Origin of the sequence: Rhizobium sp. 1399 (assembly GCF_031455475.1) — a bacterium.
Classification (GTDB): Bacteria; Pseudomonadota; Alphaproteobacteria; order Rhizobiales; family Rhizobiaceae; genus Rhizobium.
The window spans coordinates 359,676-380,342 of record NZ_JAVDSU010000001.1 but is presented as its reverse complement, the minus strand read 5'-3'; the positions used below and the strand labels follow the sequence as shown (position 1 = coordinate 380,342).

Sequence of the window (20,667 nt, the reverse complement as noted above, 5' to 3'; positions counted from 1 at the left end):
GGTGCAAAAGTCTTGACCCCTGCGGCGCTGCGTGGCACCTGTCGCGCTCATATTCCAAGCAATCGGTGCCCTTCCATGTCTGCTGCCATTCCTGACCATATGAACCCGAAGCGCTCTTTCCAGGCGCTGATCCTGACCCTGCATAACTACTGGGCGGACAAGGGTTGTGCGGTTCTGCAGCCCTATGACATGGAAGTGGGTGCGGGTACCTTCCATCCGGCCACCACGCTGCGCGCGCTTGGGCCCAAGCCGTGGAAGGCCGCCTATGTGCAACCGTCCCGCCGCCCCTCCGACGGCCGTTACGGCGAAAACCCGAACCGCCTGCAGCATTATTACCAGTATCAGGTCATCCTGAAGCCCAACCCGCCGAACCTGCAGGAACTTTACCTCGGCTCGCTCGCTGCCATCGGCCTCGATCCTTTGCTGCACGATATCCGCTTCGTCGAGGATGACTGGGAAAGCCCGACGCTCGGCGCCTGGGGCCTCGGCTGGGAATGCTGGTGCGACGGCATGGAAGTCTCGCAATTCACCTATTTCCAGCAGATCTGCGGCATTGAATGCTCGCCGGTTGCCGGCGAGCTGACCTATGGCCTGGAGCGCCTCGCCATGTATGTGCAAGGCGTCGATAACGTCTACGACCTGAACTTCAACGGCCGCGAAGGCGACGAGAAGATCAGCTACGGCGATGTCTTCCTGCAGGCCGAGCAGGAGTATTCCCGCCACAACTTCGAATTCGCCAATACCGAAATGCTGCATCGCCACTTCATCGATGCCGAGAAGGAATGCCAGGCGCTGCTCGCCGCCGGCGCACCTGGTGATAACGCCAAGCAGCGCCTGCACAAATGCGTCTTCCCGGCCTACGACCAGTGCATCAAGGCCAGCCATGTCTTCAACCTGCTCGACGCCCGCGGCGTGATTTCCGTCACGGAGCGCCAGAGCTACATCCTGCGCGTACGTACGCTCGCCAAGGCCTGCGGCGAAGCATTCCTGCTGACGGATGCGGGTGGGTTCGATCTGGTGAACGCAGCCGCCTGAGCCTGCCGCGGCGCGAGCGAAGATCGCGCCGCTTTGACTGTTTGACGATATCTGCGAAACCTGCGTAGTCTCCCGCAAGGCTTGGCTTTCCGGGGGGATTCGCGATGTATATCGCTCTTGGCGTCATCGTTCTGATCGCACTCTACGTCATCTTCATCTATAACGGCCTCGTCCGTTCCCGGCAGATGGCCGAAGAGGCCTGGTCCGGCATCGATGTGCAGCTGAAGCGCCGTGCGGACCTGATCCCGAACCTGATCGAGACGGTTAAAGGCTACGCCGCCCACGAAAAAACTACGCTCGAAGAGGTCGTAGAACTCAGGAACAAGGCGCAGGCCGTTCCCGCTGGCGATGTGGCCGGCAGGGCGCAGGCGGAAGGCTTGCTCGGCCAGGCGCTCGGCCGTGTGTTGGCGCTCGCCGAAGCCTATCCCGATCTCAAGGCCAACCAGAATTTCTCCGAGCTACAGGCTTCGCTGGAAACGATGGAAAGCGAAATCCAGATGGCGCGACGCTATTATAATGGCGCTGCCCGTGATCTGAACGTCAAGGTCGAGAGCTTCCCCTCGAACCTCGTTGCCGGCCAGTTCGGATTCTCCAAGCGCGAATATTTCGAAATCGCCAACGAGGCCGACCGCGCCGTACCGACCGTCAAGTTCTGATCTTTGTCTTTGCACAAAAACTGCTATGAGCAGTCCGATAAGGCCGTCTGCGGCCGCTGCAATAGACAGAAGAGACAAGCGCAATGAATAAAGCCAAGCTCACCATCATCCCGCCGGGCAAGCCGCTGGCCGGTCGTGCCGTGCCGCCAGGCTCGAAGTCGATCACCAACCGCGCCCTGCTGCTCGCGGGCCTTGCCAAGGGCACGAGCCGGCTGACCGGCGCTTTGAAGAGCGACGACACGAAATATATGGCCGAGGCGCTGCGGGCCATGGGCGTACAGATCGACGAGCCCGACGAGACGACCTTTGTGGTGACCGGCAGCGGCAAGCTTCATCAGCCGAAAGCTCCGCTCTTCCTCGGCAATGCCGGCACGGCGACGCGCTTCCTGACGGCTGCGGTTGCTTCCGTCGAGGGCACGGTCGTGGTGGACGGCGACGAGCATATGCGCAAGCGGCCGATCGGCCCGCTGGTCGCTGCCCTGAAGTCGCTGGGACTGGACGCCGAGGCGCCAACCGGCTGCCCCCCGGTGACGGTGCGCGGCAACGGACATTTCGCTTCCGGCCGTGTCGAAATCGATGCCGGTCTGTCCAGCCAATATGTGTCGGCCCTTCTGATGGCAGCACCGCTCGCCAAGCAGGGCGCCAACGCGCCTGTCACGATTGCGCTTGCCGGTACCGATATCGGTGCCCGCGGTTATGTCGATCTCACACTTGCCGCCATGGAGGCCTTCGGCGCCAAGGTGGAGCAGCTCGATGCCGCGACCTGGCGCGTCGAGCCGACCGGCTACACCGCAACCGATTTCGTCATCGAGCCGGATGCGTCGGCGGCAACATACCTCTGGGCCGCTGAAGTGTTGAGCGGCGGTAAGATCGACCTTGGCGTGCCGAACGATGCCTTCACCCAGCCGGACGCCAAGGCCTATGAAACGATCGCCAAGTTCCCGCACCTGCCGGCCGAAATCGACGGCTCGCAGATGCAGGATGCCATCCCGACGATCGCCGTTCTCGCCGCTTTCAACGAGACGCCGGTCCGCTTCGTTGGCATCGCCAACCTGCGGGTGAAGGAATGCGATCGCATCCGCGCCCTGTCCACGGGGCTCAACAATATCCGTGAAGGTCTGGCAGTCGAGGAGGGTGACGATCTGATCGTCCATTCCGATCCTGCGCTCGCCGGCCAGACGCTGCCGGCTGAGATCGATACCTTTGCCGACCATCGCATCGCCATGAGCTTTGCGCTTGCCGGCCTGAAGATCGACGGCATCACCATTCTCGACCCTGATTGTGTCGGCAAGACTTTCCCGGCTTACTGGCGGACGCTTGCGGGGCTGGGGGTTGCCTATCAGGACGAAGCCTAAGGATTGCGACACGCATTGGGCTGAACCGCAACCGGGGGAGGGGATATGATCCGGCGGTTTTTCGGCATTTGTTTCGCATTGCTGCTGGTGCTGTCTGCACGAGCAGCAACGGCTGAGGAATTCATCGCCTCCTTCGATTCCGCCATCCAGCTGGAAAAGAGCGGAGCGATGACGGTGGCGGAAACGATCACCGTCAATGCCGAAGGCGACCGCATCCGGCGAGGCATCTTTCGCGATTTTCCGCTGACCTTCAGGGATGCGAGCGGCCGACGCCGCACCGTCGATTTCAGCGTCGTCTCGGTCAAGCGCGACGGCAGGGACGAACCCTGGCATACGGAATCCATCACCGGCGGCATCCGCATCTATGCCGGCTCCGAAGACGTGACGATCTCTCCCGGCCGCCACGAATATGTTTTCACCTACAAAACGAACCGTCAGATCCGTTACTTCGACGATCATGACGAGCTCTATTGGAACGTTACCGGTAACGGTTGGATTTTTCCGATCCGCTCTGCGGTGGCGACGGTCACCTTTCCGCAGGGCGTTGTGCCCGAAGATGTCACCTTCTTCACTGGTCCCGTCGGTGCCACAGGTAAGAATGCTCGAGCGAGCGTAGACGACGGCCGACTGGTGGTTGCGACCACCGCGCCCCTCGGCGCGGAGGAGGGGCTGACCTTTGCCGCGAAACTGCCGAAGGGTGCGATCGATCCGCCGAGCGCCGATCAGGAGAGCAGCTGGTGGTTAAGCGATAACCGTGACTATCTCATCGGTTTCGGCGGCCTCATCCTCGTCTTCCTCTATTACACGCGCTCCTGGCTGAAGGTTGGCCGTGATCCGGCGCGCGAGATCGTTGTGCCGCGCTGGGATCCGCCTTCTGGTATTTCGCCCGCGCTTGTCAATTACATCGATAATAAAGGCTTTTCCGGCCAGGGCTGGACGGCGCTTTCGGCAACCGCGCTGGATCTTGCCGTGCGCGGCTATGTCACGCTGGAAGATCTCAAGGACTCGATCGTCATCCGTCGCACCGACAAGCCGCTCGGCAAGGAGAAGCTCCAGGCCGGCGAGGCCGAGCTCCTGAAGGCGGTCGGCAGAGCTGGTGATACGCTCACCATCGACAAGGCCAACGGCGAAAAGGTCAAATCGGTCGGCCAGAGCTTCCGCTCGTCGATCGAACGGGAACACCGCGGCAAATATTACAATTCCAATGCCGGCTATATCACCGGCGGCGTGATTTTAAGCGCTGCGGCCCTGGTGGCGCTCTTCGTCTTCGGCTCGCTGGAGCCGGATACGATCGCGCTGATGATCATCCCCATCGGCATTTCCGTCTTCCTGTCTGTCTTCGTGGCAGGTTTTGTGAAGGCGCTGCATCGCGGCCGTTCGCTCGTCGGCAAGATTTTCGCGGTCATCGCCATCGCTATCGCCGTTTTTGTGGGCTTGAGCATTCTCTCGGCCGTTGTGCTGGCGCTCGGCTCTTCGCTAATGGAATTCCACGAAACGCCCATGCTCTTTGCGGTCGGCGGCATCGTGCTCTTCAACATCCTCTATTTCTTCATCATGGGCGCACCGACGCCGCTCGGTGCCAAGATGACGGCTGGTGTCGATGGCCTGCGGCAATATCTGACGCTCGCCGAAAAGGACCGGATGAACATGGCCGGCGCGCCGCAAATGTCGCCGCAACATTTCGAGACCTTGCTGCCCTATGCGGTGGCGCTCGGTGTCGAAAAGCCATGGTCGCGCACGTTCGAAATTTGGCTGGCGGCTGCTGCAGCCGGAGCCGCCGCGGCTGCCTATAGCCCCGCTTGGTATTCCGGCAATTTCAACAGTGGCAGCTTTTCCGATCGTATCGGCGGCTTCTCTTCGTCGATGGCCTCGACCATCGCGTCCACTATTCCTTCACCGCCGCCCTCCAGTTCGTCCTCGGGTTTCTCCGGCGGCGGTTCGTCCGGCGGAGGTGGCGGAGGCGGCGGAGGCGGAGGTTGGTGAGCTTTCCCGCTTGACCTTTCGGGCCTTCCCGCTTAACCGCCAGACCAACAGGCTAGGCTAATAGGCCAGACCAGCAGCAAAGGGATCAGGCATGAAGGTTCTGTTGATCGGATCGGGCGGACGCGAGCACGCACTCGCCTGGAAGCTGGCGCAATCGCCGCTGATGACGGAATTCTACGCTGCCCCCGGCAATCCCGGCATCGCAGAACATGCGACACTGGTCACGCTTGATGTCGACGACCACGATGCGGTCGTCGCCTTCTGCCGGCAAAAGGCGATCGATTTCGTCGTCGTTGGACCGGAAGCCCCGTTGGTTGCCGGCATCGCCGATGCGCTGCGTGCCGCAGGCTTTGCGGTCTTCGGCCCGTCTGCTGCGGCTGCCCAGCTCGAGGGTTCCAAGGGTTTCACCAAGGACATCTGCGCCCGCTACAATATCCCGACCGGCGCTTATCAGCGTTTCAACAACGCGCCAAAGGCCAAGGCCTATATCCGTGAGCAGGGTGCGCCGATCGTCGTCAAGGCCGATGGCCTCGCCGCCGGCAAGGGTGTGACGGTCGCCATGACCCTGGACGAGGCACTGGCCGCGGTGGACGATTGTTTCGAAGGCGCTTTCGGCGAGGCCGGGGCCGAAGTCGTCGTCGAAGCCTATCTCGATGGCGAGGAAGCAAGCTTCTTCTGCCTCTGCGATGGAAAGACCGCCCTTCCTCTCGCGACGGCGCAGGACCATAAACGTGCCGGCGAGGGCGATACCGGTCCCAATACCGGCGGCATGGGTGCCTATTCGCCCGCACCCGTCATGACGGCCGCGATGATCGAGCGTACGATGAAGGAGATCATCGAGCCGACCATTCACGGCATGGCAGAAAGTGGCCATCCCTTCAGTGGTGTCTTCTTCGCAGGCCTGATGATGACCGCCAAGGGGCCGGAACTCATCGAATACAATGTCCGCTTCGGTGATCCGGAATGCCAGGTGCTGATGATGCGGCTTAAGAGCGATCTCCTGCCGCTGCTGCTTGCCTGCGCTCATGGTACGCTGGACCAGGTCGAGGCCGAATGGACCGACGACCCTGCGCTGACCGTCGTCATGGCCTCGAAAGGCTATCCCGGCTCCTATAAGAAGAACACCCCGATCCTCGCACTGCCGGCAGCCGGCGATGGCGAGAAGGTGTTTCATGCCGGCACATCGCTGAAGGATGGTGCTCTGGTGGCCACCGGCGGCCGCGTCCTGAACGTGACAGCGACGGGCCGCACGGTCGGTGAGGCAAAGGACCGCGCCTATGCCCTGCTCGACGGGGTGAAATGGGAAAACGGCTTCTGCCGCCGCGATATCGGCTGGCGCGCGGTCGAACGCGAAAAGGCATAAGTACCGGGCAGACAACGGCCCGTTTCGCTAAATTTTTACCCTTTCTTCTGACGGGATGGAAACAAAGCTGCGCTAATCTGGCTCTTAATGTGAGACGGAGTAGTGTTGATGCGTCAGATTTTCCTCAGTGCAGTATTTCTGCTGGCGGCTGGTTCCGCCATGGCCGCCTCGATCGAAGTGGTCGGGCCGAGCAAGCCGAGGGAAGCCGGCAGCATCATTACCGAGACCTGCGACCATTGCCCGCCGCTTCAGACGGAAGCCTCCAAGAGGGATTATTCCGTGCCGGAACTGCGTCCCGGCGCTTTCCAGCACGCCGAGGTCCGTGATGTTGATGGAGAAAAAAAGATCTATCGCACCGAAAACTGGATGGGTGGTTCCCCCGTCCTCTTTGTGAGCAAGGCAACGCCTGAGCAGATGCTTGCGCTGGCTCCACCGGTGCCCAGCGAGGGTATCGACAATGAGGCGACGGCTGCCGTGGTCGGCGGTGAGGCGAAGCCGGTAGCGGCCGGCATGAGTGGAGCCACGCCTCTCGACGCTTCCGCGTTTGAGCTCCGTTTCTAATCGGATCTCTTTGCCACTCGGATCAAAGTTTCGATCATCGCGAACGCACTCTGAAGAGAAGCAGGGTGCGTTTTGTCTATTTAAAGTATGTATATTCTAATTTACGTGATTGCATTCATGAGGGGGTGCAACTTAGACAAGTCTGTAAGAAGATACCCATCAATTTTACTAGGCCGCCCGACTAGAAGCCCTGCCTTTGTTAAAAGATAATTTAATCATTCACATTAATTTTACTTACCGAGGGCCGGAGGACGCATGATTGCGCTAGCTGAGCGCGCGATTTCTCGCGCGCAGGTCGGGAGTTGACCGATCCGGGAGACTGCATTTCACCTTTTCCGTGAGGCCAATCATGAAGAAACTCAAGATTGCTCATCAGCTTTTTGCGCTGGTCGGTGTTTTGATGGCTGCATTTGCAGTCGCAACCTATTTTGAAATCCGCACATCCGAGCAGGCAATCTATGATGAGCGTTTCGACATGCTGCGCACGCAGGTCGAATCAGGCATCTCCGTCCTCAACACCTTCTACGAACGCGAGAAGGCCGGCCAGATGACGCATGAGGCTGCCCAGACCGAAGCCTTCGACATCCTGAAGCGCGTGACCTTCCAGCCATCAGGATATCTCTTCGGCATGGACTACAATGTCGTCCAGCTCTTTCATCCGAATCCGACCAATATCGGTAAGGACATGAGCGGTCAGGTAGACAAGACGGGCACGAAATTCAGCCAGGCGCTCGTCGACCACGGCAAGGCCGGCGGCGGCCGTACCTTCTACTACTGGGGTAAGCCCGGCCAGCCGGAAGACCAGGTCTTCCTCAAGGGCGCCTATTCCAAGGCTTTCGAACCCTGGAAGATCGTCGTCGGTACCGGCGTCTATCTCGATGACCTGCAGCAGAAGGTCAATGCGACGATCTGGAAGGCGCTGACCGCCTCGCTGATCGTCTTTGTCGGCGGCATCGCCGCTGCGGCCTATTTTATCCGTGGCATCTCCAGTCCTCTGAAGGACGTGCACAACGCCCTGCAGGCGGTTGCCGAGGAAGATGTTTCCCTGAAGATCCCGCATACCGGCATGAACAACGAAGTCGGCATGATGGCGAAGGCGACGCAGTCGCTGCAGGAAAAGATCAGGGAACGTCACGCGATGTCCGATCGCGAGGCTGCCCAGCAGCTGGCTCTCGAAAGCGAGCGCGAAAGCAACCTGCGCCATCAGCAGGATGAAGCCTCGCTGCAGGCTCGCGTCGTCAGCACCATCGGTCAGGCGCTGGAGCAGATCGCCCACGGCGACCTGACGGTGCGTTGCGCCGACATCGGCCAGAAATACGCGGCCCTGCGCGACAACTTCAACGATGCGCTTTCGCATCTCGAGGCCGCCATGGCCCAGGTCAGCGCCAAGGGCGGTGATATCGGTGTCGCCAAGGAAGAGATCCGCCGCGCCTCCAACGAGCTTTCGCAGCGCACCGAGCGTCAGGCCGCAAGCCTGGAGGAAACCTCGGCTGCTCTCGACGAGCTGACCGTTGCCGTCCGCCAGACGGCCGATGGTGCCCATGAAGCCAGCAAGCGGGTTCACTCGGTCTCGACCGAAGCAACCCACAGCGATGCGATCGTCACCCAGGCGATCGAAGCCATGAGCGGCATCGAGAAGTCCTCGTCGGAAATCACCAAGATCATCGGCGTCATCGACGAGATCGCCTTCCAGACGAACCTCCTGGCGCTCAATGCCGGTGTCGAGGCAGCCCGTGCCGGCGAAAGCGGCAAGGGCTTTGCCGTCGTCGCTCAGGAAGTACGTGAACTGGCCCAGCGCTCGGCTGCTGCCGCCAAGGAGATCAAGGATCAGATCGCCCGCTCGTCTAGCCAGGTCGACCATGGTGTCCGCCTCGTCGGCGAGGCAGGCGAAGCGCTGAAGCGCATCTCCGACCAGATCAAGGCTGCCAATGAGATCGTCGCCAAGATCGCCCACAGCGCTTCCGAACAGGATACGACGCTACGTTCGATCTCGTCCTCGATGAACCAGCTCGATGCCGCCACCCAGCAGAACGCCGCCATGGCCGAAGAGACCACGGCATCGGCCGAAACGCTGGCTGCCGACACCGATGAACTGCTCGGCCTTATCAGGGGCTTCCGCGTCGGCAATGCTGCCGCAGCTCCCGCCACGCATCAGGGGCGCCGCGCCGCTTAAAGACGGGGTGACTAAAAGCAATTTCATCACCAAAGAAATTAGCGGCCGCCGGATGAAGATCCGGCGGTTTTGCTTTCGGTGCCCCCCCAGATTTGTAGGGAAATTTTGTCCAAAATCTAATAAAATTAAAGCTTTATTATAGGATGAATGCCAATCGTAACCAACCGGTCGCAGCATGTTCCTTTAGCAGCGGTAGATGCGTCGCCTTTATCTGGCGCGCTCGCACAGGCGGTAGAAAACCGCACCGGAATGCAGCCACTCATTCCCGTTGCGAGGCATCATGAAAAATTTGAAAATATCGAAGCAGCTTATCTTGCTGGTCATCGGCCTGATGGTAGCGTTTGCGATCGCAACCACCCTCCAGGTCCGCTCCTCGGTCAATGCGATCTACAAGGAACGCTATGACATGCTGCGTTCGGAGGTCCAGTCCGCGGTCTCCGTTCTCAAGCTCTATCAGGCAAAGGTGACTTCAGGCGAAATGAAGCTGGAAGACGCCCAGAAGCAGGCCTACACCACGCTCAACGCCATGAAATACGACCCTGATGGTTATTTCTTCGGCTATAGCTACGACATCCAGATGATGTTCCACTATGACGCCTCGAAAATCGGCCAGACCAACAAGGGGCAACCGGACAGCAAGGGCAAGCTCTATCGCGAAGAGCTGGTCAAGGTCGGGCAGCAGGGCGGTGGTCTCGTCGAATATTATTCCACAGCCAAACCGGGCCAGCCCGTTGGCGATTATCGCAAGACGGCCTATGCACTGGCCTTCGATCCCTGGAAGGTCGTCGTCGTCACCGGCGTCTACATGGACGATCTCGATGCCCAGGTGAACGACAAGATTCTGTCTGCGCTTTCTGGCAGCATCGTCCTGTTCTTCTTCGCCCTTGTCGCCGCCTATCTGGTCATCCGCGGTATTTCGAACCCTCTGAAGGACGTGCACAACGCCCTGCAGGCGGTTGCCGAGGAAGATGTTTCCCTGAAGATCCCGCATACCGGCATGAACAACGAAGTCGGCATGATGGCGAAGGCGACGCAGTCGCTGCAGGAAAAGATCAGGGAACGTCACGCGATGTCCGATCGCGAGGCTGCCCAGCAGCTGGCTCTCGAAAGCGAGCGCGAAAGCAACCTGCGCCATCAGCAGGATGAAGCCTCGCTGCAGGCTCGCGTCGTCAGCACCATCGGTCAGGCGCTGGAGCAGATCGCCCACGGCGACCTGACGGTGCGTTGCGCCGACATCGGCCAGAAATACGCGGCCCTGCGCGACAACTTCAACGATGCGCTTTCGCATCTCGAGGCCGCCATGGCCCAGGTCAGCGCCAAGGGCGGTGATATCGGTGTCGCCAAGGAAGAGATCCGCCGCGCCTCCAACGAGCTTTCGCAGCGCACCGAGCGTCAGGCCGCAAGCCTGGAGGAAACCTCGGCTGCTCTCGACGAGCTGACCGTTGCCGTCCGCCAGACGGCCGATGGTGCCCATGAAGCCAGCAAGCGGGTTCACTCGGTCTCGACCGAAGCAACCCACAGCGATGCGATCGTCACCCAGGCGATCGAAGCCATGAGCGGCATCGAGAAGTCCTCGTCGGAAATCACCAAGATCATCGGCGTCATCGACGAGATCGCCTTCCAGACGAACCTCCTGGCGCTCAATGCCGGTGTCGAGGCAGCCCGTGCCGGCGAAAGCGGCAAGGGCTTTGCCGTCGTCGCTCAGGAAGTACGTGAACTGGCCCAGCGCTCGGCTGCTGCCGCCAAGGAGATCAAGGATCAGATCGCCCGCTCGTCTAGCCAGGTCGACCATGGTGTCCGCCTCGTCGGCGAGGCAGGCGAAGCGCTGAAGCGCATCTCCGACCAGATCAAGGCTGCCAATGAGATCGTCGCCAAGATCGCCCACAGCGCTTCCGAACAGGATACGACGCTACGTTCGATCTCGTCCTCGATGAACCAGCTCGATGCCGCCACCCAGCAGAACGCCGCCATGGCCGAAGAGACCACGGCATCGGCCGAAACGCTGGCTGCCGACACCGATGAACTGCTCGGCCTTATCAGGGGCTTCCGCGTCGGCAATGCTGCCGCAGCTCCCGCCACGCATCAGGGGCGCCGCGCCGCTTAAAGACGGGGTGACTAAAAGCAATTTCATCACCAAAGAAATTAGCGGCTGCCGGTTTCCCCGGCAGCCGTGTCGTTAGCCGGCATGGCCGATCCGCTCGATGAGGCGGTCGATGTCGCGGTCCGAAAAGACCTCGATACCCGCCTGCTTGAGGGCAGCCGCAGTAACGCCGTTGCCGGCGTGCCGGTTGCCTGAAAAGGAACCGTCATAGATGAAGCCGGAACCGCAGGACGGGCTGCCATCGATCAGCAGCGCATAGCGGCAGCCGCTATCGGTCGCGAGCCGCACGGCATTTTCCGCCGCCTGCAGGAATTCATCGGTCACATCGCCGCCTGTCAGCTCCACGACACGGGCGGTACCTGTCAGCACATCCTCGCCCGTTGCCGCATCCGTGATCTCGGCAGGCGGCCGTGGTACCGGCATTCCGGCCGACATTTCCGGGCAGATCGTGACCAGCAGGCCTTCCTGCATCCAGCGTTCGATTGCCGGATGGACAAGCGGCTTCGCGCGTCCGTCATAGCGGACGGCGTGGCCCATGAGACAGGCACTGACGAGGATTTTCGACACCATGAATGAGCTTTACTGCATATTCACGCCGGCGTCATCGTTCCATCCGCGATGCAGCTTCCTCAATGCAATTTCGCAACCAGCATTGCGCCGGGTGCGCATCATTGCGCCTGTGCCATGACAGGACGAAGGGGACGCCGGCGAAACGCTGACCATCGCCAAGATGCAGAAGGGGCGACAAGGGTAAAGAAACACGAAGAGTTCTATCCGTCTTCTGACGAAATTGCCTTCACTCGACGTCATCCTCGGGCTTGTCCCGAGGATCTGCTACGCATCAACCCACAGTAGATGCTCGGGACAAGCCCGAGCATGACGGAACGAACTGAGGGGACGAAAGGCCCGATTTGTTTATCGTCTATCTCTCAGCCGGCAATCTTCGAGAAATCCGCCACCGTTCCAGTCGCGGCGCGAATCATCCGCAGCAGCGCAAGGCGGTTGGCGCGGATCGCCGCATCCTCGTCATTAACGAGCACATCGGTAAAGAAGCGATCGACCGGCGCGCGCAGCTTCGACAACGCTTCCATGGCCGAGCGGAAATCTTCATGCGCAACGGCGCCCGCAGCTTCCGACGAAGCCTTGCTGATGGCCGCAAACAGTTCCTTCTCGGCATCAAGCTTCAAAAGCGCTTCCGAAACGCCATCGGCAACCACGGTCCCCTTCTTTTCCTCGGCTGCGAGAAGCTGCGTGGCGCGCTTGGTGCCGGCAAGCAGATTGATGCCGTCTTCCGAGGTGATGAACGCCGTCAGCGCCTCGACGCGGCGGGCGACCATCAGGAGGTCGTCGGATTCAGGTGTCAGCACGGCATCGATGAGGTCGTGTCGAGCACCCTGTTCGCGCAGATAGACCTTGAGGCGGTCGTGGAAGAAGGAGAGCAGATCGAACTGCCGCGTCAGGTCGTCGGTATCGACGCTGGCGCCAATATCCATGTCGATGCGTTGCATATGCGAGGTGATGCGCGGCAAGAGCGTCACGCGGCCGCGCTTTTCGAGCAGGATGCGGATGATGCCGAGTGCCGCACGGCGAAGCGCAAACGGATCCTTCGAGCCGGTCGGCTTCTCGTCTATCGCCCAGAAACCGATGAGCGTATCGAGCTTGTCTGCCAGCGCCACTGATATCGCCACCTTGTCGTCGGGCACACGGTCGGACGGGCCTTGCGGCTTGTAATGGTCTTCGATCGCGGTCGAAACGGAGGTGTCTTCGCCCTGCAGCGTCGCATATTTGCGGCCCATGACGCCCTGCAGTTCCGGGAATTCGCCAACGGCTTCGGTACGCAGGTCCGCCTTGCAGAGAACCGCGGCGCGGTCCACCACCTTGTAATCGGCGCCGACGGGCATGGCGATCTTGGCGGCCATCGCTCGGATGCGTTCGACGCGATCGCCCTGTGTGCCGAGCTTGGCATGGAAGGTCACGTTGAGAGCATCGAGCTTGGCCATTCGCTGGTCGAGCGGCTTGGCGAGGTCGAGGCCGAATTTCTTGGCGGAAGCTTCCAGCGTCTCGAGGTCTGGCAGGTTGCCCTGGTCGCGCTTCCAGAAATGCAGCGCGTCCGATAGGCGCGCACGCACGACCTTACCGTTGCCGTGAACGATTTCCTTGCCGCCATCCTTCGCCTGGATGTTCGACACGAGAATGAACTTGTTCGAAAGCGTCTCTCCACCCTGTTTGCGGGTGACGAAGCATTTCTGGTTGGTCTTGATGGTCAGGCGGATGATTTCTGACGGGATCGAAAGGTAGTCCTCCTCGAAGGAACCCATCAGCACCTGCGGCCATTCGACGAGGCCGGAGACTTCTTCCAGCAGGCCCTCGTCCTCGACCAGTTCCAGCCCGCTCGCAAAGGCGATGTCGCGGGCATCATGCAGGATGATGTCCTTGCGCCGCTCCGCATCGAGAATGACCTTCGCCTTTTCGAGGCTCGCGACGTAATCGTCGAAGCGCTTGACGGTAATGGCCTCAGGTGCGTGGAAGCGGTGGCCGTAGGTCACGTTGGAGGCGACGAGGCCGTCGATCTCGAAGGGGATGACGACCGTTTCTTCATGCTCGGTGCCGAAGGTGCAGACGATCGACTGCAGCGGGCGCACCCAGCGCAGCGAGCCGGGCTGCGAGGACGCCTTGCCCCAGCGCATCGACTTCGGCCAGGGGAAATCCTTGATAATGCCGGGCATGACTTCGGCGATGATCTCTTCGGCGCCGCGGCCCGGCTTGGAGATGACGGCGACGTAGAAATCGCCCTTCTTCGGATCGCTGACGACCTGTGCCTCGGAAACTGAAGAAAGGCCGGCGCCGCGCAGGAAGCCCTCGATCGCCTTTTCGTTGGCGTCGGTGCGCGGCCCCTTGCGCTCCTCTCGGATATCGGCGGAGCGGGCCGTCAGCCCGTGAATGTCGAGCGTCAGGCGACGCGGCGTCCAGTATTCGCGCGCACCCTCATAGGTCAATCCTGCTTCCACCAGGGCATCGGTGAGGAGCTTCTTGAGGTCACCGGCGGCCTTGCGCTGCATGCGGGCGGGGATCTCTTCGGAGCGAAGTTCGAGAAGCAGGTTCGGCATGGTACTCTTTTCCTGGCGCCTGCAGGGCAGGGGCAATCAAAAATGGTCGCCTCTGCTACCAAAGAATGCCGCATCTGCACAACCGCAAAAACAGGAGGCGAAAGGCTCAATTGCGCCTCAGATATATGGCTTAAACCGACAGGAGCGTTCCCTTCCGCTGTGGAAAGCGGCGGTAGGCATTGCCTTGCTGCTTTTCGCCGCTATGGTCCGCCAACCCCTAATAAACTGCAGGAAATCTCATGGCCGCTGACCTTCGTTCGCTCGCAGCAAGTATCTCCGCCGAAATCAACGCCCGGCCCGATCAGGCCAAGGCGGCGATCGAGCTGCTGGACGAGGGTGCAACGGTGCCGTTCATCGCCCGATACCGCAAGGAAGTGACGGGCGGGCTGGATGATACGCAGCTGCGTACGCTGGCCGAGCGGCTTGTCTATCTGCGCGAGCTTGAAGCCCGCCGCGATACGATCATCGAATCCGTCACCAGCCAGGGCAAGATGAGTGACGAGCTGATGGCGAAGCTCTCGGGGGCCGCCACCAAGGCCGAGCTGGAAGACCTCTACCTGCCCTACAAGCCGAAGCGCCGCACCCGCGCCGAGATTGCCCGCGAGCGCGGCCTTGGCCCGCTTGCCGAAGCGATCCTCGCCGATCGTGGCAAGGATCCGGCCGCGCTGGCGGAGGCCTATATCACGGTCGATGTGCCTGACGTGAAGACTGCCCTCGAAGGGGGCCGCGATATCGTCGCCGAAGGTTTTGCCGAAAATGCCGATCTGCTCGGCAGGCTGCGCGCCCATATGCGCAATGCCGCCCTTCTGAAGGCCAAGGTCGTAGACGGCAAGCAGGCGACCGGCGAAAAATTCTCCGATTATTTCGATCATTCCGAACGCTGGGCAACCGCCCCCGGCCACCGTGCGCTTGCCATGCTGCGCGGCTGGAACGAGGAAGTGCTGACGCTGACAATCGAGGCCGATGCCGAGGTTGCCTCGCCGAACAAGCCGGTCGAGCGCATGATCGCCGCTGCTTACGAGATCGGCGCAAGCCGTCCAGGCGATCGCTGGCTGATGGACGTCATAAGCTGGACCTGGCGCGTGAAGCTGTCCATGTCGCTTTCGCTCGACCTGATGCGCGAGTTGCGCGAAAGGGCGGAAGAGGAGGCGATCCACGTTTTCGCTCGCAACCTCAAGGACCTGCTGCTCGCGGCGCCTGCCGGCTCGCGGGCCACGATGGGTCTCGATCCGGGCATCCGCACCGGCGTCAAGGTTGCGATCATCGACGGCACCGGCAAGCTGCTCGACACAACGACGGTCTATCCTTTCCCGCCGAAGAACGACGTGCGCGGCACGCAGGCAGAGCTTGCCTCCCTCATCCGCAAGCACAATGTCGAACTGATCGCGATCGGCAACGGCACGGGCAGCCGCGAGACGGAAAAGCTCGTGGCCGATATGCTGGCCGCACTTCCTGCGCCAAAGCCCACCAAGGTCATCGTCTCTGAAGCCGGCGCCTCCGTCTATTCAGCTTCCGAAACCGCGGCCGCCGAATTCCCGCAACTCGACGTTTCGCTCCGCGGCGCCGTCTCCATCGCGCGGCGCCTGCAGGACCCGCTCGCCGAACTCGTCAAGATCGAGCCGAAGTCGATCGGCGTCGGCCAGTATCAGCACGATGTCGATCAGACGAAGCTCTCCCGCTCGCTCGACGCGGTCGTGGAAGATGCTGTGAATGCCGTCGGCGTCGATCTCAATACGGCGTCCGCGCCGCTTCTGTCCCGCGTGTCCGGCCTTGGTCGTTCGATTGCCGATGCGATCGTGCTGCACCGAGACCAGAATGGCGCTTTCGAAAGCCGCAAGGACCTGTTGAAGGTTGCCCGCCTTGGCCAGCGCACCTTCGAACAGGCGGCCGGCTTCCTGCGCATCCCTGACGGTAAGGAGCCGCTCGATGCGTCTTCCGTGCATCCGGAAGCCTATGGCGTGGCAAAGAAGATCGTCGCCGCCTGCGGCCGCGATCTGCGCTCTCTGATGGGCGACAGCGTCACCCTGAAGGCGCTCGACCCGCGCAAGTTCATCGACGAGAAGTTCGGCCTGCCGACAGTCAAGGATATCATCGCCGAGTTGGATAAGCCCGGACGCGACCCGCGCCCCAGCTTTAAGACTGCGACTTTTGCGGAAGGCATCGATGAAATCAGTGACCTGAAGCCAGGTATGGTGCTGGAAGGCACCGTCACCAATGTCGCTGCCTTCGGCGCCTTCGTCGATATCGGCGTGCATCAGGATGGTCTGGTCCACGTCTCCCAGCTTGCCGACCGTTTCATCAAGGATCCTCACGAAATTGTGAAGGCCGGCGACGTCGTCAAGGTGCGCGTTGTCGAGGTGGATGTGAAGCGTAAGCGCATCGGCCTTTCTATGCGCAAGGATGACGGCGTTCCGGCCGGCTCTCCGCGTGGTGAGTCGCGTGGCAATACCGGCCAGCGCCCGCAGCAGGATCGCAAGCCCACGCCGGCAAAGCCGCAGAGCCAGGGCGCCTTCGGTGCGGCGCTGGCCGAAGCGATGAAGCGAAAATAAGGGCTTAGGCGCCGAAATTGCAAAAATGTCACACTTTGGCAATTGAATCTGCGGAGTGCTAAATCCGGCGCTTGTAAGGCAGAAGAGAGCTATTAAGTTGATGTGACCATCCTGTCACATTTGCGAGGCGTCCATGGCGTCGGCATTCTTATCGATTGTCCAAAAAATTGTCCGAAAGGGTTCTTTGGCCCTTACTCTTGCCAACGGCGAAACCCACACGATTGGCGACGGCACCGGGGAACTGGTTGCCGTTCGTCTTGCCGATCAGGAAGCCGAGGATGCGATCCGTCGCGATCCGACGCTGAAGCTCGGCGAAATGTATATGGAAGGCCGGTTCATTCTCGAACAGGGCGACATCTACGACTTCCTCGCTCTGGTGAAGCAGAACACCACCAACGAAATCTTCGATTTCAAGATGGCCGCCCTGCTGATCGGCCGCATTGCCATGCAGCAACTCAAGAGCCGCATGCCGATCAACCACAACAAGCGTAATGTCGCCCACCATTACGACCTCTCCGAAAAGCTCTTCGAACTCTTCCTCGACGAGGACTGGCAATATTCCTGCGCCTATTTTGATCCGCCCGGTATCAGTCTGGAAGAAGCGCAGGTCGCCAAGAAGCGCCACATCGCGGCAAAGCTCATGCCGCAGCCGAACCAGCGCGTGCTGGAGATCGGCTCCGGCTGGGGCGGCATGGCCATGTATCTGGCGGAATCGACGCCCGGCCTAGACGTCACTGGCATTACGCTCAGCCAAGAGCAGCTGAAAATTTCCCGCGAACGGGCAGAGAAACGCGGTCTTGCCGATCGCGTCCGCTTCGAGCTGCAGGATTATCGTTACATGAACGGCAGGAAGTTCGACCGCATTGTCTCGGTCGGCATGTTCGAACATGTCGGCATCGGCAATTACGGCAACTTTTTCAAGAAGGTGCACGAGCTCCTGGATGACAACGGCATCATGCTTCTGCATTCGATCGCGCGTCCGAAGCCGAGCTTCGCCACCAACGCCTTCATCGAGAAATACATCTTCCCGCAGGGCTACATTCCCTCGATCGCCGAAACACTGGTGCCGCTCGAAAAGGCGGGCCTGCTGACGCGCGACGTCGAAGTGCTCCCGCTGCATTACGCCTATACGCTGCGCCACTGGCGTGAGCGCTTCGTTGCCCGCAAGGCAGAAGCCGTGGCGCTTTACGACGAGAAGTTCTTCCGTATGTGGGAATTCTATCTGGCCGGCTCCGAAATGGGCTTCCGCTGGGACGAACTCTTCATCGAGCAGATCCAGATCACCAGGAACCAGTTCGCGACGCCCGATAACCGGAATTATATCCCGGAGAACGAGGCAAAGCTTAGGGAATTCGAGGCGACGCGTCCGCCATTGGAAAAGTTTACCTTCTGATATCGAAAGCGCGGCCTGGCCCGCGCTTTTTTCTTTTTTGGAGAGACGGATATGAGCGCATTTCCCGAAATCACTCTTGTACGCCACGGCGAGACGGCATGGTCGCTATCCGGCCAGCACACTGGCCGCAGCGATATTCCGCTTACCGCCAATGGCGAGGCTGCAGCCCGCGCGCTCGCTCCGCGGCTCGCAGGTCTTTCCGTCTCCGCTGTCTGGTCCAGCCCCTCGCAGCGGGCGCGCAACACCTGCGCGCTCGCAGGTTTCGGGGAGGGGGCCGTCATTAAGCCTGATCTCGCCGAATGGGATTACGGTGCCTATGAAGGTATCACCACCAAGGAAATCCTGTTGAAACGTCCCGGCTGGCAGCTCTTCCGCGACGGCTGTCCGGATGGTGAAGCCGTCGCCGATATCGGCGCTCGTGCCGATCGCATCATTGCCGAATTGCGGCAGGCCAATGCCCCGGTCCTGATCTTTTCGAGCTCGCATTTCCTGCGTGTGCTCGGCGCCCGCTGGCTCGGCCTGCCCCCGGAAGACGGCTCCCGTTTCATTCTGGATACGACGAGCATCAGCGTTCTCGGCTATGAGCACGATTTGACCGAACCGGTCATCCGCCGCTGGAACCAGAAGTAATTTCCCATCCCTTCGATCTTTCCGCCTTGGTTAAGATAGAGGTAACACCCTCGCTATAAATGTACCGATCGCCGCCGTCCGCGGCCGTTCTTGTATTGCGTTTCCTGGAGTGCGGATGTGTTTAATCGATCTGTCGTATCGATCTCTTTAGCTATTGCTCTTTCCTCTTTCGGCACCGCCTCCGCCCAGGAAGGCGGCCATTGGTGGTCCGGCGACTGGTATCTGAAAGTCGGCGTATCAGGCTTTTCCGCGCCGAAGTTCGAAGGCGCCTCAAGCAACGAATTCAAGTTCAGCCCGCTGATTTCGGTCGGTCGTCAGGGCGCCGGTCCGCGCTTTTCCTCGCGCAACGACAATCCATCCTTCGCGCTCGTCGATAACAGCGGCTTCCGCGCCGGTATCGTCGGTCGCTATGTGCCTGAGCGTGACCAAGACGACGACAGCGATCTGCACGGCCTGAAGAAGGTCAAGTGGGGCGCGGAAATCGGTGGTTTTGCCGAGGTTTATCCGACCGACTGGCTGCGCGCCCGCGCCGAAGTCCGCCAGGGTATCCGCTCCCATGATGGCCTCGTGGCCGACGTGGCGCTTGACGCCTTCACCGATATCGCGCCCGATCTGCAGCTCTCCGGCGGCCCGCGTGCCACCTTTGCGACGAGCGGCTACTTCCATTCCTACTATGGCGTCAACGAAGCGCAGTCAGCCGCAAGCGGGCTGAAGCCTTATGATCCCTCGGGCGGCATCCAGTCCTATGGTGCCGGCACGGCGCTAACCTGGAACGCGACGGAGAACCTGTCGACGAGCGCCTTCGCGGAATATAAGCGCCTTGCCGGTCCGGCGGCCGACAGCAGCCTTGTGCGCGAGAAAGGTTCGAAGAACCAGTTCCTGATCGGCTTGTCTGCGAGCTACAAGTTCAATTTCACGCTGAACTGATCCGGCTGCCTGAACGCGCCCAGATCATACCCAGCCGCCGTCGACGATGAACTGCTGGCTCGTGCACATGGCGCTGTCGTCGGCGGCCAGAAACAGCGCCATGCGGGCGATGTCGGAGGGCTGCAGCCTGTCCGGGAGACACTGGCGCTCGGCGATCTGCCGTTCGCCGGCTTCCGTCAGCCAGAGGCGCATCTGCCGTTCGGTCATCACCCAGCCGGGCACCATGCAGTTGACGCGGATGCGCTCGGGCCCCAACTCCCGTGCAAGCGCCCGTGTCATCCCGTAGATCGCCGCTTTCGCCGTCACATAGGCCGGGCAATCCGGATCGCCGACCATCCAGGTGATCGAGCCAAAATTGATGATCGAGCCGCCGCCAAGCGCCGTCATATGGGGCCGAACAGCCTGCGCAGCGAAGAACTGATGACGCAGGTTGATCGCCATGCGGTCGTCCCAATAGGCGACGGTCACGTCCTCCGTCTGGTGCCGGTCGTCGTTGCCGGCATTGTTGCAGAGCACCTGAAGCGGGCCGTTCTGCGCAACCGCTTCACCGATCGCGTGCTTCAGCGCCTCGATATCGCGCAGATCGCAGGGAATGAAGAGCGGCGCAGTGTGACCATCAGCGTCTATTGCAGCGGCAAGCTCACGGCCACTCTCCTCGGCGATATCGACGAAAGCGACCCGGCTGCCCTGGGCGCAGAAGTGCCGCACAAGGCTTTCGCCGATGCCGCTCGCCCCGCCGGTGATGAACACACTTCGGCCTCTGAGGCTCGGATAGCTGGCGTAGGTCACAAGGTTGTCGCTGGCATCTCGGCTCATCGGGAACTCCGGAAAGAA

The 20,667-nt window shown here is 60.9% G+C and carries 15 protein-coding genes; 12 read left to right on the top strand and 3 right to left on the bottom strand.

Features of this window, described 5'->3' with window-relative positions; genetic code table 11:
• Positions 1-75: 75 nt before the first annotated feature.
• The 8 genes from J2X71_RS02045 (at position 76) to J2X71_RS02010 (ending at position 11,230) form a co-directional block, all read left to right on the top strand.
• Complete coding sequence (locus J2X71_RS02045) at positions 76-1,035, top strand: glycine--tRNA ligase subunit alpha (protein ID WP_310378515.1); 960 nt, start codon at positions 76-78, stop codon at positions 1,033-1,035.
• 104 nt (positions 1,036-1,139) lie between these two features.
• Entirely contained in the window at positions 1,140-1,691 is a 552-nt protein-coding gene (locus J2X71_RS02040) for a LemA family protein (protein ID WP_310378513.1), read from the top strand.
• 83 nt (positions 1,692-1,774) lie between these two features.
• A complete protein-coding gene (aroA, locus tag J2X71_RS02035) occupies positions 1,775-3,046 on the top strand; it encodes a 3-phosphoshikimate 1-carboxyvinyltransferase (RefSeq protein WP_310378511.1) in 1,272 nt (423 codons plus the stop codon).
• Between the two features lie 45 nt (positions 3,047-3,091).
• Positions 3,092-5,029 (top strand): DUF2207 domain-containing protein, encoded by a 1,938-nt coding sequence (locus J2X71_RS02030; protein WP_310378509.1) that lies wholly within the window; start codon positions 3,092-3,094, stop codon positions 5,027-5,029.
• Between the two features lie 91 nt (positions 5,030-5,120).
• Complete coding sequence (gene purD / locus J2X71_RS02025; protein ID WP_310378507.1) at positions 5,121-6,392, top strand: phosphoribosylamine--glycine ligase; 1,272 nt, start codon at positions 5,121-5,123, stop codon at positions 6,390-6,392.
• A 108-nt stretch (positions 6,393-6,500) separates the two neighbouring features.
• A complete protein-coding gene (locus J2X71_RS02020; RefSeq protein ID WP_310378505.1) occupies positions 6,501-6,953 on the top strand; it encodes a plant virulence effector HPE1-like domain-containing protein in 453 nt (150 codons plus the stop codon).
• 349 nt (positions 6,954-7,302) lie between these two features.
• Positions 7,303-9,126 (top strand): methyl-accepting chemotaxis protein, encoded by a 1,824-nt coding sequence (locus J2X71_RS02015; RefSeq protein ID WP_310378503.1) that lies wholly within the window; start codon positions 7,303-7,305, stop codon positions 9,124-9,126.
• 280 nt (positions 9,127-9,406) lie between these two features.
• Positions 9,407-11,230, top strand: coding sequence for a methyl-accepting chemotaxis protein (locus J2X71_RS02010; RefSeq protein ID WP_310378501.1), 1,824 nt, complete (start codon positions 9,407-9,409; stop codon positions 11,228-11,230).
• A gap of 72 nt (positions 11,231-11,302) precedes the next feature.
• Here the strand turns inward: J2X71_RS02010 and J2X71_RS02005 are convergent, their stop codons facing one another.
• Positions 11,303-11,797 carry a DUF523 domain-containing protein gene (locus tag J2X71_RS02005; RefSeq protein WP_310378499.1) on the bottom strand — a complete coding sequence of 165 codons (495 nt, stop codon included), beginning with the start codon at positions 11,795-11,797 and terminating at the stop codon, positions 11,303-11,305.
• 359 nt (positions 11,798-12,156) lie between these two features.
• Positions 12,157-14,334: a glycine--tRNA ligase subunit beta gene (gene glyS, locus J2X71_RS02000; protein WP_310378496.1), complete on the bottom strand. Its 2,178-nt coding sequence runs from the start codon at positions 14,332-14,334 to the stop codon at positions 12,157-12,159.
• 239 nt (positions 14,335-14,573) lie between these two features.
• Between glyS and J2X71_RS01995 the strand changes: the two genes are divergently transcribed.
• The 4 genes from J2X71_RS01995 to J2X71_RS01980 all read left to right on the top strand — a co-directional run bounded on the left by J2X71_RS01995 (position 14,574) and on the right by J2X71_RS01980 (position 19,833).
• Entirely contained in the window at positions 14,574-16,883 is a 2,310-nt protein-coding gene (locus tag J2X71_RS01995; RefSeq protein WP_310378494.1) for a Tex family protein, read from the top strand.
• Between the two features lie 133 nt (positions 16,884-17,016).
• The gene (locus J2X71_RS01990) at positions 17,017-18,276 is read left to right on the top strand and encodes a cyclopropane-fatty-acyl-phospholipid synthase family protein (RefSeq protein WP_310378491.1); all 1,260 of its coding nucleotides are present in this window, start codon (positions 17,017-17,019) and stop codon (positions 18,274-18,276) included.
• 51 nt (positions 18,277-18,327) lie between these two features.
• Entirely contained in the window at positions 18,328-18,906 is a 579-nt protein-coding gene (locus tag J2X71_RS01985; RefSeq protein ID WP_310378489.1) for a histidine phosphatase family protein, read from the top strand.
• A gap of 117 nt (positions 18,907-19,023) precedes the next feature.
• The gene (locus J2X71_RS01980) at positions 19,024-19,833 is read left to right on the top strand and encodes a MipA/OmpV family protein (RefSeq protein ID WP_310378487.1); all 810 of its coding nucleotides are present in this window, start codon (positions 19,024-19,026) and stop codon (positions 19,831-19,833) included.
• A gap of 24 nt (positions 19,834-19,857) precedes the next feature.
• Here J2X71_RS01980 and J2X71_RS01975 read toward each other — a convergent pair whose 3' ends face one another.
• Entirely contained in the window at positions 19,858-20,649 is a 792-nt protein-coding gene (locus J2X71_RS01975; RefSeq protein WP_310378484.1) for an SDR family NAD(P)-dependent oxidoreductase, read from the bottom strand.
• Between the last annotated feature and the right edge of the window lie 18 nt (positions 20,650-20,667).